General features: G+C 67.9%; 11 protein-coding genes. 8 read left to right on the top strand and 3 right to left on the bottom strand.

What is annotated here, in order from left to right; translation table 11 throughout:
- The first annotated feature begins 265 nt into the window (after positions 1-265).
- The 5 genes from rne to proB all read left to right on the top strand — a co-directional run bounded on the left by rne (position 266) and on the right by proB (position 6,661).
- The gene (gene rne, locus JX552_RS21045) at positions 266-3,268 is read left to right on the top strand and encodes a ribonuclease E (RefSeq protein WP_205873835.1); all 3,003 of its coding nucleotides are present in this window, start codon (positions 266-268) and stop codon (positions 3,266-3,268) included.
- A 191-nt stretch (positions 3,269-3,459) separates the two neighbouring features.
- Positions 3,460-3,771, top strand: a complete 312-nt coding sequence (gene rplU, locus JX552_RS21040) for a 50S ribosomal protein L21 (RefSeq protein ID WP_055577886.1) — start codon at positions 3,460-3,462, stop codon at positions 3,769-3,771.
- 12 nt (positions 3,772-3,783) lie between these two features.
- A complete protein-coding gene (gene rpmA, locus JX552_RS21035; RefSeq protein WP_065137432.1) occupies positions 3,784-4,050 on the top strand; it encodes a 50S ribosomal protein L27 in 267 nt (88 codons plus the stop codon).
- A gap of 65 nt (positions 4,051-4,115) precedes the next feature.
- Positions 4,116-5,555 (top strand): GTPase ObgE, encoded by a 1,440-nt coding sequence (gene obgE / locus JX552_RS21030; RefSeq protein ID WP_205873834.1) that lies wholly within the window; start codon positions 4,116-4,118, stop codon positions 5,553-5,555.
- On the top strand, positions 5,555-6,661 hold the full coding sequence (gene proB / locus JX552_RS21025; RefSeq protein ID WP_205873833.1) for a glutamate 5-kinase: 1,107 nt from the start codon (positions 5,555-5,557) through the stop codon (positions 6,659-6,661). The genes obgE and proB overlap by 1 nt, the downstream gene beginning before the upstream one ends.
- Before the next feature lies 1 nt (position 6,662).
- Here the strand turns inward: proB and JX552_RS21020 are convergent, their stop codons facing one another.
- A complete protein-coding gene (locus tag JX552_RS21020; RefSeq protein ID WP_205873832.1) occupies positions 6,663-7,301 on the bottom strand; it encodes a TetR/AcrR family transcriptional regulator in 639 nt (212 codons plus the stop codon).
- 66 nt (positions 7,302-7,367) lie between these two features.
- Between JX552_RS21020 and JX552_RS21015 the strand changes: the two genes are divergently transcribed.
- Positions 7,368-8,627 (top strand): cytochrome P450, encoded by a 1,260-nt coding sequence (locus JX552_RS21015; protein ID WP_205873831.1) that lies wholly within the window; start codon positions 7,368-7,370, stop codon positions 8,625-8,627.
- Between the two features lie 163 nt (positions 8,628-8,790).
- The gene (locus JX552_RS21010; RefSeq protein WP_205873830.1) at positions 8,791-8,955 is read left to right on the top strand and encodes a hypothetical protein; all 165 of its coding nucleotides are present in this window, start codon (positions 8,791-8,793) and stop codon (positions 8,953-8,955) included.
- 2 nt (positions 8,956-8,957) lie between these two features.
- Here JX552_RS21010 and JX552_RS21005 read toward each other — a convergent pair whose 3' ends face one another.
- Both JX552_RS21005 and JX552_RS21000 read right to left on the bottom strand, forming a co-directional pair.
- A complete protein-coding gene (locus JX552_RS21005) occupies positions 8,958-10,754 on the bottom strand; it encodes a PE family protein (RefSeq protein WP_205873829.1) in 1,797 nt (598 codons plus the stop codon).
- 99 nt (positions 10,755-10,853) lie between these two features.
- Positions 10,854-11,741 (bottom strand): NAD-dependent protein deacetylase, encoded by an 888-nt coding sequence (locus JX552_RS21000; protein WP_205873828.1) that lies wholly within the window; start codon positions 11,739-11,741, stop codon positions 10,854-10,856.
- 47 nt (positions 11,742-11,788) lie between these two features.
- On the opposite strand from JX552_RS21000, the gene JX552_RS20995 reads away from it, so the two are divergent.
- On the top strand, positions 11,789-13,831 hold the full coding sequence (locus JX552_RS20995; RefSeq protein WP_205873827.1) for an NAD(+) synthase: 2,043 nt from the start codon (positions 11,789-11,791) through the stop codon (positions 13,829-13,831).
- The last annotated feature ends 12 nt before the right edge of the window (positions 13,832-13,843 follow it).

The raw sequence follows: 13,843 nt of genomic DNA, 5'->3' as shown, positions 1-13,843 counted from the left end.
AAGTGATGTGGGATACTGACTCCGGGTGAACGTCGTCGAACTGGCGTCGGACACTCGAATGAAGACTTGAACAAGCGCGACCATCGCCAGTCCGCGATGCGGCGCAGCATGTCGAGCCGTCATTCAGTACGGCACCGAGTGGGCCCATCCTGGGCTGCTCGGGGCGAGACCATCACAAGTCCGGGAGAAGTGACCCGGACCCATAGCGAAGCCCTCGAGTGGCCGCGTCGACAGGACGACGCGCCCGGGGGCTTGAGGAGAATACGTGGTAGACGATGCCCCAACTTCAGACTCAGCAAGCGAGCCGACCGAGCGTGAGGACCTGCCCGACCGCTTGAGGGTGCATTCACTCGCCCGGACCCTGGGAACGACCAGCAGGCGGGTGCTGGACGCCTTGGCCGCTCTGGACGGGCGGATCCGCAGCGCACACTCCAGTGTCGATCACGTCGACGCGGTGCGAGTACGCGATCTGCTGGCGGCCCAGCCCGACGCTCCGGAAAGCGACGCCGAATCGCCGGAAGTCGCCGACGACCAGTCGCCGACCGAACCCGAATCCCGGCTGATGCTGGAAACGGTCGAAATCCGGGAGATTCGCGAGACCCACGAGGTAATCGAGCGTCCGCACTACATGCCGCTGTTCGTCGCGCCTCAGCCGCTGCCTGAGCGGGTTCAGGCCGACGACGACGCCGGCGACGAGAGTGCGGCCGACGACTCGGACTACGCAGACGACGCCGACGTGCCCAGCGCCGGGGCGGACGACGACGAGGACCAGTCAGACCGCCCCGCCAACAAACGCCGCCGCCGTGGCCGCCGGGGCCGCGGGCGCGGACGCGGTGAACAGAACGGCGCCGAAGGGGACAATCAGCCCGGCGACACGGCCGAGCAAGGTGACGAGTCGGCCGAAAGCCAGGATTCCGACGACGACACCGACGACACCGACAACGGCGACGAGGACAACGGTTCGGGTGAAGGCGCCACCCGCCGTCGCCGCCGCCGCAGGCGCCGCAAGTCCGGCTCGGGCGACGACAACGACGACAGTCCGTCACCCGACGACCCGCCCAACACCGTCGTGCACGAGCGCGCGCCGCGCAACGGCGGTAAGTCCGGGTCCGACGACTCCGCTGCCGGTGAGATCAAGGGGATCGACGGCTCGACCAGGCTGGAGGCCAAACGCCAGCGCCGCCGCGACGGTCGCGACGCCGGCCGGCGCCGCCCACCGGTGCTGACCGAGGCCGAGTTCCTGGCCCGGCGCGAGGCCGTAGAGCGGGTGATGGTGGTCCGCGACCGGGTACGCACCGAACCACCGCACCCCGGCGCGCGCTACACCCAGATCGCGGTGCTGGAAGACGGCATCGTGGTCGAACACTTCGTGACGTCGGCGGCCTCTGCCTCTTTGGTCGGCAACATCTACCTCGGCATCGTGCAGAACGTGCTGCCCTCGATGGAGGCCGCGTTCGTGGACATCGGTCGCGGCCGCAACGGTGTCCTCTACGCCGGTGAGGTCAACTGGGAGGCCGCCGGTCTGGGCGGAGCCGACCGCAAGATCGAGCAGGCGCTCAAACCCGGCGACTATGTCGTCGTACAGGTCAGCAAGGATCCGGTCGGGCACAAGGGCGCCCGGCTCACCACACAGGTGTCGCTGGCCGGCCGTTACCTGGTGTATGTGCCCGGTGCCTCGTCGACCGGCATCAGCCGCAAGCTGCCCGACACCGAACGTCAACGCCTCAAGGAAATCCTGCGCGAGGTGGTGCCGTCCGACGCGGGCGTGATCATCCGCACCGCATCCGAAGGCGTCAAAGAGGAAGACATCCGCGGCGACGTCACCCGGCTGCAGGAGCGCTGGAACCAGATCGACGCCAAGGCTGCCGAGACCAAGCAGAAGGCAGCCGGCGCCGCGGTGGCGCTCTACGAAGAGCCCGACGTGCTGGTCAAGGTGATCCGCGACCTGTTCAACGAGGACTTCTCCCAGCTGATCGTCTCCGGCGACGAGGCCTGGACCACGATCAACGAATACGTGAATTCTGTTGCCCCAGATCTGGTCTCGAAGCTGACGAAGTACGAGCCGGCGGGTCAGGAAGGTCAGTCGGGCCCGGACGTGTTCGCCGTGCACCGAATCGACGAGCAACTGGCCAAGGCCATGGACCGCAAGGTGTGGCTGCCCTCGGGCGGGACGTTGGTGATCGACCGCACCGAAGCCATGACGGTGGTCGACGTCAACACCGGCAAGTTCACCGGGTCCGGCGGCAACCTGGAACAGACGGTCACCAAGAACAACCTGGAAGCGGCCGAGGAGATCGTGCGGCAACTGCGGCTGCGCGATATCGGCGGCATCGTGGTCATCGACTTCATCGACATGGTGCTCGAGTCCAACCGCGACCTGGTGCTGCGCCGCCTCACCGAGGCGCTGGCCCGCGACCGCACCCGCCATCAGGTCTCCGAGGTGACCTCACTCGGCCTGGTGCAACTGACCCGCAAGCGACTGGGAACCGGCCTCATCGAGGCGTTCTCGACGTCGTGCCCGCACTGTGCGGGCCGCGGGATCGTGATGCATGCCGATCCGGTCGACTCGGCGCCGGCGACGGGACGCAAACCCGAGTCCGGCGGCGGACGCCGCAGCAGGCGGTCGAAGAAGCCGCGATCCGAACAACCCGTCGACAATAGCGTCGTGGCCAAGGTCCCGGCGCACGCGCCGGGCGAGCACCCGATGTTCAAGGCGATGGCCGCGTCGTCGCGCGACGAGGACGACGACGGCGAAACCGACCTCGAGTCAGATGAGGAATTGACCGTCGAGACCGACGAGCAGACAGAATCCCTGGCGGTGCCGGCGGGCGACGAGTTCGAAGACGCCGACGAAGACGACGACGAGGACGCCGTCGACGACGACGAGGACGACGAAGACGACGACGAAGACGACGACGAAGACACCGACGAAGACGACGACGAGGACGTCGACGAGGCGGCCGACGAACTCGACGACGAGGATCTCGACGACGACGACGAAGACGTGGACGAACTCGACGACGAGGACCTCAACGACGACGAAGACAACGACGACGAAGACAACGACGACGAAGACGACGACGAAGACGACGACGAAGACGACAGCGACGAGGACGACAGCGCCGTTGCGGGTGTGAGCGACGCCGATGACGACGATGCCGAGGCCGTGGGCGAGGTTCCGTCCGTGGTGATCGCGCAGGTTCCGGCCCCGCCGCGCCGGCGGCGCGCGGCCGGCCGGCCGGCCGGTCCGCCGATCCACGTCGACTGAGGAACCAGGGGCCGGTTTGACCCTGTAGGTGCTGGTCACGTACCCTTGGACAGTTGTCGTCAGGGCTCTAGGCATTGGATGTGACCGACGACAGCGGGCCGACACCGAGCCCGCACCCCAGACCACCACCCGCGCCGGGTTTGCCCGCGCGCGAGTATGACGCAGACAGACGAGAAGAGGCAGGAGCAACGATGGCGACCTACGCAATCGTCAAGACCGGCGGTAAGCAGTACAAGGTTGCCGTCGGCGACGTGGTCAAGGTCGAGAAGCTGGAGTCCGAGCCCGGCGCGAACGTGTCGCTGCCGGTTGCGCTGGTCGTCGACGGCGCCAACGTCACCACCGATGCGCAGGCGCTGGCCAAGGTGGCTGTCACCGGTGAGGTGCTCGAGCACACCAAGGGCCCCAAGATCCGCATCCACAAGTTCAAGAACAAGACCGGCTACCACAAGCGGCAGGGACACCGTCAGCAGCTGACGGTCCTCAAGGTCACTGGCATCAAGTAGGGAGCGGCAGACATGGCACACAAAAAGGGCGCTTCCAGCTCGCGTAACGGTCGTGATTCAGCCGCCCAGCGGCTCGGCGTCAAGCGCTTCGGCGGCCAGGTGGTCAAGGCCGGCGAGATCCTGGTCCGTCAGCGCGGCACCAAGTTCCACCCGGGCGTCGACGTCGGCCGCGGCGGCGACGACACGCTGTTCGCGAAGGCTGCCGGCGCGGTCCAGTTCGGCGTCAAGGGCGGCCGCAAGACCGTCAACATCGTTCCAGCCGGACAGAGCGCCGACTGAGCTCGGGCTGATGGGGCGGGGTGTGCCCGCCCTGGCACGCCCGTGGCCTATTGAGGGGAAGCCCGATGCCTCGATTCGTCGATCGGGTGGTGATTCACACGCGCGCGGGTTCCGGCGGCAACGGCTGCGCCTCGGTCCACCGCGAGAAGTTCAAGCCGCTGGGCGGGCCTGACGGCGGCAACGGCGGCCGTGGCGGCAGCATCGTCTTCGTCGTCGACCCCCAGGTCCATACGCTGCTGGACTTCCATTTCCGGCCGCATGTCACCGCGCCGTCCGGCAAGCAGGGGATGGGCAACAACCGCGACGGTGCCGCCGGTGCCGACCTGGAAGTCAAGGTTCCCGACGGCACGGTGGTTCTGGACGAGAACGGCCGGCTGCTGGCCGACCTGGTCGGCGCCGGCACCCGCTTCGAGGCCGCCGCCGGTGGCCGCGGCGGTCTGGGCAACGCGGCTCTGGCCTCGCGTGCCCGCAAGGCCCCCGGCTTCGCGCTGCTCGGGGAGGCGGGGCAGGAACGCGATCTCACCCTTGAACTCAAGACCGTCGCCGACGTCGGCCTGGTCGGGTTTCCCTCGGCCGGAAAGTCATCGCTGGTGTCGGTGATCTCGGCGGCCAAGCCCAAGATCGCCGACTACCCGTTCACCACGCTGGTTCCCAACCTTGGTGTGGTGTCGGCCGGCGAGCATTCCTTCACTGTCGCCGACGTGCCGGGCCTGATTCCGGGCGCCTCCGAAGGCCGCGGTCTGGGCCTGGACTTTCTGCGTCACATCGAGCGCTGCGCGGTGCTGGTTCACGTGGTGGACTGTGCGACCGCCGAACCCGGACGCGACCCGATCTCCGACATCGACGCACTCGAGGCTGAACTCGCGGCCTACACCCCGACATTGCAGGGTGACGCCGTGCTGGGTGACCTCGCCGAGCGGCCACGGGCGGTGGTGCTCAACAAGATTGACGTACCCGAAGCCCGCGAGCTCGCCGAGTTCGTCCGTGACGAGATCGCCCAGCGCGGCTGGCCGGTGTTCCTGGTGTCGACGGTCACCCGGGAAGGGTTGCAGCCGTTGATTTTCGGCCTCTGGCAGATGGTGTCGGAATACAACGCCGCCCGGCCCGCGGTGGTACCCCGGCGACCGGTGATCCGCCCGGTGCCGGTGGACGACAGCGGCTTCACCGTGGAGCCCGATGGAGAGGGTGGCTTCGTGGTCGCCGGTGCGCGGCCCGAGCGCTGGGTCGGCCAGACCAACTTCGACAACGACGAGGCGGTCGGCTACCTCGCCGACCGGTTGGCCCGTCTCGGTGTGGAGGACGAACTGCTGCGGCTGGGCGCCCGTCCCGGCTGCGCGGTCACCATCGGTGAGATGACGTTCGACTGGGAGCCGCAAACCCCTGCGGGGGGCCAGGTTCCGTTGACCGGCCGCGGTACCGACGTGCGTCTGGAACGCTCCGACCGGATCGGCGCCGCCGAGCGCAAAGCCGCTCGGCGGCAACGTCGCGAACGCGAAGACGGCTGATGACCAGTCCGTACCGGGACGCCATCCGGACGGCGCGCAGCATCGTCGTCAAGGTGGGTACCACCGCGCTCACCACCGAATCGGGCATGTTCGACGCCGGCCGGCTGGCCGACCTCGCCGATGCGATCGAGGCACGGATGCAGGCGGGCAGCGACGTCGTCATCGTCTCCTCGGGTGCCATCGCCGCCGGCCTGGACCCACTCGGATTGCCGCGTAAGCCAAAGGATTTGGCTACCAAGCAGGCCGCTGCCAGCGTCGGGCAGGTTGCCTTGGTGAACTCCTGGAGCAGCGCATTCGCCCGGTATGGCCGCACGGTGGGCCAGGTGTTGTTGACCGCGCACGACATCGCGATGCGCGTCCAGCACAACAACGCTCAACGCACGTTGGACCGGCTGCGCGCATTGCGGGCGATCGCGATCGTCAACGAGAACGACACGGTGGCCACCAACGAGATCCGCTTCGGTGACAACGACCGGTTGTCGGCTTTGGTGGCGCACCTCGTCGGCGCGGACGCGCTGGTGCTGCTCTCCGACATCGACGGGCTCTACGACTCCGATCCGCGAAAGTATCAGGGCGCCAGGTTTATTGCCGAGGTGACGGGTCCGGCCGACCTGGACGGCGTGGTTGCTGGGCAGAGCAGCCACCTGGGCACCGGCGGCATGGCCTCGAAAATGTCATCGGCGCTGCTGGCCGCCGACGCCGGGGTGCCGGTCCTGCTGGCACCCGCCTCCGATGCCGCGACGGCCCTCACCGACGCCTCGGTGGGCACGGTGTTCGCACCACGGGCCGAACGCATGTCGGCGCGCCGGTTCTGGGTGCGCTACGCCGCCGATTCCACCGGATCTCTGTCGCTGGATGAGGGCGCGGTCCGCGCCGTCATCGGCAGTCGCCGCTCGCTGTTGCCCGCGGGGATCACCGCGGTGTCGGGCAAGTTTTTCGGCGGTGACGTGGTCGAACTATGCGGACCGGATGCCACCGTGGTGGCGCGCGGCGTTGTCGCGTACGACGCCGCCGAGTTGGCGACGATCATGGGTCGCTCCACGTCGGACCTGCCGGGAGAGCTGCGCCGGCCCGCGGTGCACGCCGACGACCTGGTAGCCGTCTGACTCACTGCACCGACTTGAGGTACAGCGCGGCCCAGATTATTTCGACCAACGTGTCGGTGAGCTCAGCGTCGTATTCCGCCGGCTGGCCGGGCAGGTTCAGCTGGCAGGCCCGTTCCACCATCAGGGTGAGGGCACTGGCGGTGGCGGCGGCCGGGAGGCCGCGCCGGATCGATCCGTCGGCCTGGCCGCTGTCGATGACGCGGTGTACCCGTTGCGAGATTGCGGTCAGCAGGTCGCGGTAGGTCTGGGCCGTTGCGGGGTCATAGCCGGCCATTTCGCTGAGCGCGACCAGCACCGGCTGGTGGTGGCGGTAAGTGGCGACGATGCCGGCGATCGCCGCCCTGAGATCCCCGGGATCGCGTTGGTCGGCCACTGACCACCACCGCTCGCCGGCGGCGGCGAGGTCGTCGAACACCGCGGCCGCCAGGCGGCGCAGCAGGTGGCCCTTGTCTTCGAAGTAGATGTAGAAGCTGGCTCGGGAGATCCCGGCCTCGCCGGCCAGGCGATCGACGCTGAGTTCGGTGAAGCTGGCGCCGTCGCCCATCAATCGTTCGGTGGCCTCGAGCAGCCGGCTCTCCATGTGTTCGCGCCGCTGCCGGCGGTCCTGGCGTGCCTGCGACTTCCTGGTGACCGACGGCATTCGACGAGCATATCGAAGCCGGAGACATATTGACTAGACAATATGTCTAGTCATAAAGTCGGGCGCATGACAGCGACACGCGCAAGCGGCCGTACTTATGATGCGATCGACCTGTCTTCGCCCCACTTCTGGGCGACCACCGCCGACGACCGGGAACGCTCGTTCGCGGTGCTGCGTGCCGAGCGCCCGGTGAGCTGGCATTCGCCGGTCAAAGACACGCTGATGGATGATCCCGACGACCCGGGGTACTGGGCGGTCACCCGCCGCGCCGACATCGTCGCGGTCAGTCGCAACAACGAGGTATTCCGGTCCGGCAAAGGGGTGATGTTCGCCAGCATTCCCGAGGAACTGCTCGAGGCGTCGCAGTCGTTCCTAGCGATGGACCCGCCGCGGCACACCACGCTGCGCAAGCTGGTCAGCGCTGCCTTCACGCCCAGACAGGTCCGCCGAATCGAGCAATCCATCCAGGCCAACGCCAAGACCATCGTCGCGGAGTTGCGGGATGCCGGCAGCGGCGTTGATTTCGTCGAGTACTGCGCCAAGGAACTGCCGATGCGGACGCTGTCGGACATGGTCGGAATCCCCGAATCCGAGCGGCTGCAGGTGGCGCGCGCGGCCGACGCGCTGGTGTCCTGGTCCGACCCGGAGTATCTCGACGGTCGCGAACCGCTGCAGGTGTTGTTCGAAAACCAGGTGTACCTGCACCAGGTCGCCGGACAATTGGCCGCGCAGCGCCGGGAGAATCCGGGCGAAGATCTGTTCAGCGCGCTGGTAAACGCCGAGGTCGACGGCGACCGGCTCTCCGATGCCGACGTCTCGGCTTTTTTCGTGCTGCTGGCCGTGGCCGGCAACGACACCACCCGCCAGACCACCAGCCACGCCCTGAAGGCGCTCACCGACTTTCCGGGCCAAAGAGCTTGGCTGCAAGCCGATTTCGAGGACCGGATTGGAACGGCAGTCGAAGAGTTCATCCGGTGGGCCACTCCGGTGATGACGTTTCGGCGAACCGCGGCAACGGATTTCGAGCTCGGCGAGCAGCAGATCCGGACGGGGGACAAGGTGGTCATGTTCTACGCATCCGGGAACCGGGACGCCGAGGCGTTCGACGAGCCAGGCCGTTTCGACCTGAGCCGCAGCCCCAATCCGCACCTCGGGTTCGGCGGCGGCGGCGTACACTTCTGCCTCGGCGCTCACGTCGCCCGCGCCCAGTTGCGCGCCATCTTCGGCGAACTGCTCAGCCAGCTGCCTGACCTCGCGGCGGGTGAACCCGTCTATGTCCCGGGCAATTTCATCCACGCGATCCGCAGCATGCCCTGCACTTTCTGACATCTGGCTCCAAGAGGACTACAGTCGCGGACGCTCGTGGCGCACTGTGCGCCGGCGGTCGCTGGAGAAATCGTTGAGGATCTCCCGAGGATCCGCACAGGCGCCTCCGAAAAGCTCTTTGCATCAGCGAAGTCACTCAGACTCGGAGAGAACCATGTGGGCTTTGACAACATCTCACGGCATGCGCGTCGACAACATCGAGCGTGAGCAGGACGCCCGGCAGGCCGTTTACATGCTGGGTCACCCGCGGCTCATCGGCCCGTCCTCGTGGCAGGTGGTCGACAATCGGGGACGCCAGTTCGTCGCCGAGGTCAGAAGGGCGCGCTGAGCCTAACCGGGCTGCCCGGCGCTGCCGGTGCCGCCGGCGTTGCCGTCTAGACCGTCTGAGCCCGGGGTGGTGAATCCGAAGCCGCCCACGCCGCCGGATCCGAATGCTCCGCCGCCTCCGCCGCCACCCCCGGTGCCGCCTTGAGCTGGACCACCGCTGGCGCCGGCCTGGCCAAGCAGGAAGCCGCCCGAACCACCTAAGCCGCTGGCGCCGCTGAGTCCGCCGTTGCCGCCCGTGCCTCCCGTGCCGCCGTCGCCGCCACGGCCCCCGTCGCCACCGATACCGTTTCCAATGGCATTGCCTTCACCTCCTGCTCCGGCGTTACCTGCGGCGCCGCCGATGCCACCGGTGCCACCGGAACCTCCGATACCGGCGTTGCCGCCGTGACCACCGTTGCCGATCAAACCAGCGGCGCCACCGGCTCCGCCTGCACCCCCGGTGCCCCCGGTGCCGCCGGTGCCGCCATTTCCGCCGTCACCGCCACTGCCGCCGTCACCGCCGGTCGCCTCCGTGACGGGACCGACGGCATTTCCGCCGTTGCCGCCAATGGCACCGTGGCCGCCGAGCGCGCCGGTACCCCCTACCCCGCCGGTGCCTCCCGCTCCGCCGCTACCGCCGTTGCCGACCAGGAAGCCACCATGACCGCCGTTTCCGCCGGCGCCTCCGGTGCCTGCTGTGCCACCTGACGCGCCGGTGCCGCCGTCCCCGCCAGAACCGCCGTCACCTCCGTTGTTGAAGACCGGAACCAGACCTTTGGTGAACGCCTCGCCACCTTGACCGCCGGCGCCGCCCGCACCGCCGAATGCGATCCCTACCGTCCCGTCACCGCCCGAACCCCCGGTAGCGGCGCCGAAGATGGCAAGGGCGTTCCCGCCATCACCACCTGCGCCACCGATGCCGCCGACGCCGCCGTTGCCGCCGTTGCCGGCCGTGGCATCCCCGGTTTGGGTGGACTCAGCATTGCCACCGAGACCGCCGGTACCGCCAACGGCGGCGAAGGCACCATCGGCACCGCCCTGCCCGCTGGTGGCGATGGCATCGCCGGTGGCCGTCACGCTGACGCCTTTGGTACCGGTCGCCGCCTGACCGTTGATGGTGGGGTTGACACCGTTGGCCCCCGTCACGCCGGTGCCACCCTGGCCGCCGGCACCGCCGTCGCCGAACAGCAGGGCGTTGCCACCGCTGCCGCCGGCGGCACCGAGGCCGCCCATTCCGCCGGTTCCGCCATTGCCGAACAGCAACCCGCCGTTGCCGCCGTTACCGCCGGCCGCTCCGGCCCCGCCGGCGCCGCCGTTTCCGCCGCTGCCGAACAATCCGGCGCTGCCGCCGTTTCCACCGGCCTGGCCGGCCACGCCGTTGCCGCCGTTGCCTCCGTTGCCGAACAGCAAGCCGCCGGCGCCACCGGACTGTCCTGGCGCGCCGTCCGCGCCGTTGCCGATCAGTGGACGGCCCAGCAGCGCCTGGGCGGGCGCGTTCACCACGCCCAGCACGCCCTGCTCCACGGCTTGCAGTGGCGAGGCGTTGGCCGCTTCGGCGCCGGCGTAGGCTCCGGCGGCGCCGCCCAGAAGCTGTGCAAACTCCGCATGAAAGGCCGACCACTGCTTGCTGAGCGTCTGGTATGCCTGACCGTGCTCGGAGAATAACTGCGCGATCGCGCCGGAGACCTCGTCAGCCCCGGCGGCCAGCACCCGCGTGGTCGGGGCAGCCGCGGCACCCGCGGCGTTCAGGGTCTCGCCAAGGCTTTCCAAACCTCGTTGTGCCGAACGGAACTCGGCGGGGATGGCCACCAGGTACGACATCGCACTCCTTGCCGTCGTCCCCCGGGAGAATGATTCTAACCGCAGCCGGGTGGTAGCTGGTAAGAACCCATAGTTTTTGTGGCGCAGCGAATTCCGGTTCTAGAACGGCGCTCGGACCGCACGGATCGGCAACCCGGTCAGCTCGCCGGCCAGCAGCGTCAGCATCTCCGAACAACCGCCATCGACCGCCACGGTGGCCAAGTCGTCACCCCGGGTGCGGCCGCGGTTGACGATCGCCACGGGAATGTTGTGGGCGACGGCGTGACGCACGAACCGGTACCCGGAGAAGACCGTGAGCGACGAGCCCGCCACCAGCAGCGCCTCAGCCTGATCGACGAGCGAATATGCCTGATCGACAATGTGTTTGGGCACGCTCTCACCGAAGTAGACGATGTCGGGCTTGAGCATGCCGTCGCAGTGCGGGCAGTCGAGGTAACGAAACGCGGAGGTGTCGGCGACCACGGCGTCGGCGTCCGGAGCCACCGCCAGACCGCCGACCGCTTCGGAGCGCTCGATGAATCCCGGGTTGAGCGCCTCGAGTTGTTCGGCCAGCGCGGCGCGACTCATGCGATGGCCGCAATCAAGGCAGGCCACCTGGGCATAGGTGCCGTGCAGATTGACGACGTTGGTGCTGCCGGCCTTGGTGTGCAGCAGGTCGACATTCTGGGTGATCACGCCGGTCACCACTCCGGCCCGTTCCATCGCGGCCAGCGCCCGGTGTCCGGCGTTGGGCTGGGTGTCGTCCATGTGCCGCCAACCGAGATGGTTGCGCGCCCAGTAGCGCTGCCGGAACACGGGGTCGGAGGTGAACTGGCGGATGGTCATCGGGTTGCTGGGCGGCGAGTTAGGTCCCCGGTAATCGGGTATGCCCGAATCCGTGGACAGGCCCGCGCCCGTGAGCACTGCGATCCGGCGGCCGGACAGCAACGCGACGAGCTCGGGAGACTCCACTCCACCGAGCCTAAGCACTAGTTGACACCCCGTCATCCGACCTCGACGTGGGCAATGCGACAGTAACGCGAGAATGGAGGGTGATGAGCTTCTACTCCGCATACCGGCACGGGTTCGTGCGCGTCGCCGCGTGCACGCAGCACACCTCGATCGGGGACCCGGCGGCTAACGCGGCATCGGTTCTGGGTTTGGCCCGCCAGTGCCACGACGACGGCGTGGCCCTGGCGGTGTTTCCGGAACTCACCTTGAGCGGGTACTCCATCGAGGACATCCTGCTGCAAGACGCGCTCCTCGATGCTGTCGTGGAGGCGCTTACCGAGGTTGTCACCGCGTCCGCGGATTTGCTGCCGGTGCTGGTCGTCGGCGCCCCGCTGCGGCACCTGCACCGCATCTACAACACCGCCGTGGTCATTCATCGCGGAGCCGTGCTCGGCGTAGTGCCCAAGTCCTACCTGCCGACTTACCGGGAGTTCTACGAGAGTCGGCAAATCGCACCCGGAGACGGCGAGCGCGGCACCATCCGGATCGCCGACAGCGACGTTCCGTTCGGACCCGACCTGTTGTTCAGCGCCTCGGACCTGCCGGATTTCGTGCTCCACGTCGAGATCTGCGAGGACATGTTCGTGCCCGTGCCACCCAGCGCCGAAGCGGCCCTGGCCGGGGCGACCGTGCTGGCGAACCTGTCCGGCAGCCCGATCACCATCGGCAGGGCAGAAGACCGGTCGCTGCTCGCCCGCTCGGCGTCGGCACGGTGTCTGGCCGCCTACGTGTATGCCGCCGCGGGTGAGGGCGAGTCGACGACCGACCTGGCCTGGGACGGCCAGACCATGATCTGGGAGAACGGCACCGAACTCGCCTCCTCGGAGCGCTTCCCCAAGGGGGAGCGCCGTTCGGTCGCCGATGTCGACACGGGACGGCTGCGCTCCGAGCGGTTGCGGATGGGCACCTTCGACGACAATCGGCGCCACCATCGAGCGTCCACGGATGGCTTTCGCCGGGTTGTGTTTCGCCTCGACCCGCCGACGGGCGACATCGGTCTCCGGCGCACTATCGAACGCTTCCCGTTCGTACCGTCCAATCGTGAACGGCTGGAACAGGATTGCTACGAGGCCTACAACATCCAGGTTGCGGGGCTGGAGCAGCGGTTGCGGGCGCTCGACTATCCGAAGCTGATCATCGGCGTCTCCGGGGGACTGGATTCGACGCACGCGTTGATCGTCGCGGCCAAGGCGATGGATCGGGAGGGCCGGCCGCGTAGCGACATTCTGGGGTTCACCCTGCCGGGATTCGCCACCGGTGACCACACCAAGAACAACGCCATCAAGCTGGGCAAGGCGCTGGGTATCACGTTCGATGAGATCGACATCCGCGAGACCGCCGCGCGGATGTTCGCCGAGATGGGCCATCCGTTCGCGCGTGGCGAGAAAGTGTACGACGTCACTTTCGAGAATGTGCAGGCCGGCCTGCGTACCGATTACCTGTTCAGGTTGGCGAACCAGCGGGGCGGCATCGTGCTGGGGACCGGGGATCTCTCCGAGCTCGCGCTGGGCTGGTCCACCTACGGCGTCGGCGACCAGATGTCGCACTACAACGTCAACGGCGGTGTGCCCAAGACACTCATCCAGCACCTGATTCGGTGGGTCATCTCCTCGGACCAGTTCGAAAAGGACGTCACCGACGTGCTGCAGTCGGTGGTGGATACCGAAATCACCCCTGAGCTGGTCCCGGCCGGGGAGGAAGAGGAGCTGCAGAGCAGTGAGGCCAAGGTCGGTCCATATGCGCTGCAGGATTTTTCGCTGTATCAGGTGTTGCGGCATGGTTTCCGGCCGTCCAAGATCGCGTTCCTCGCGTGGCATGCCTGGAGTGACCCGGACCGCGGCGAGTGGCCGCCCGGCTTTCCTGAGAGCAACCGGCCGACGTATTCGCTGTCGGAGATCCGGCACTGGTTGCAGGTTTTCGTGCAGCGGTTCTACTCGTTCAGCCAATTCAAGAGATCGGCACTGCCCAACGGTCCCAAGGTTTCTCATGGCGGTTCGCTGTCGCCACGCGGGGACTGGCGCGCCCCGTCGGACATGTGCGCGCGGATATGGCTCGATGAGATCGAGCGCGAGGTGCCCGAAGGCTGACCGGCTTTCGCG

Origin of the sequence: Mycobacterium gordonae, assembly GCF_017086405.1 — a bacterium.
Taxonomy (GTDB): domain Bacteria; phylum Actinomycetota; class Actinomycetes; order Mycobacteriales; family Mycobacteriaceae; genus Mycobacterium; species Mycobacterium gordonae_D.
Note: the sequence above shows the minus strand (reverse complement) of the source record. Positions and strands in the feature narration are given on the sequence as shown.

Coding starts and splice junctions, on each gene's coding strand:
- rpmA (WP_065137432.1), top strand. CDS start 3,784: ATGGCACACAAAAAGGGCGCTTCCAGCTCGCGTAACGGTCGTGATTCA.
- JX552_RS21015 (WP_205873831.1), top strand. CDS start 7,368: ATGACAGCGACACGCGCAAGCGGCCGTACTTATGATGCGATCGACCTG.
- JX552_RS21020 (WP_205873832.1), bottom strand. CDS start 7,301: ATGCCGTCGGTCACCAGGAAGTCGCAGGCACGCCAGGACCGCCGGCAG.
- JX552_RS21000 (WP_205873828.1), bottom strand. CDS start 11,741: ATGACGGGGTGTCAACTAGTGCTTAGGCTCGGTGGAGTGGAGTCTCCC.
- obgE (WP_205873834.1), top strand. CDS start 4,116: ATGCCTCGATTCGTCGATCGGGTGGTGATTCACACGCGCGCGGGTTCC.
- JX552_RS21005 (WP_205873829.1), bottom strand. CDS start 10,754: ATGTCGTACCTGGTGGCCATCCCCGCCGAGTTCCGTTCGGCACAACGA.
- JX552_RS20995 (WP_205873827.1), top strand. CDS start 11,789: ATGAGCTTCTACTCCGCATACCGGCACGGGTTCGTGCGCGTCGCCGCG.
- proB (WP_205873833.1), top strand. CDS start 5,555: ATGACCAGTCCGTACCGGGACGCCATCCGGACGGCGCGCAGCATCGTC.
- rplU (WP_055577886.1), top strand. CDS start 3,460: ATGGCGACCTACGCAATCGTCAAGACCGGCGGTAAGCAGTACAAGGTT.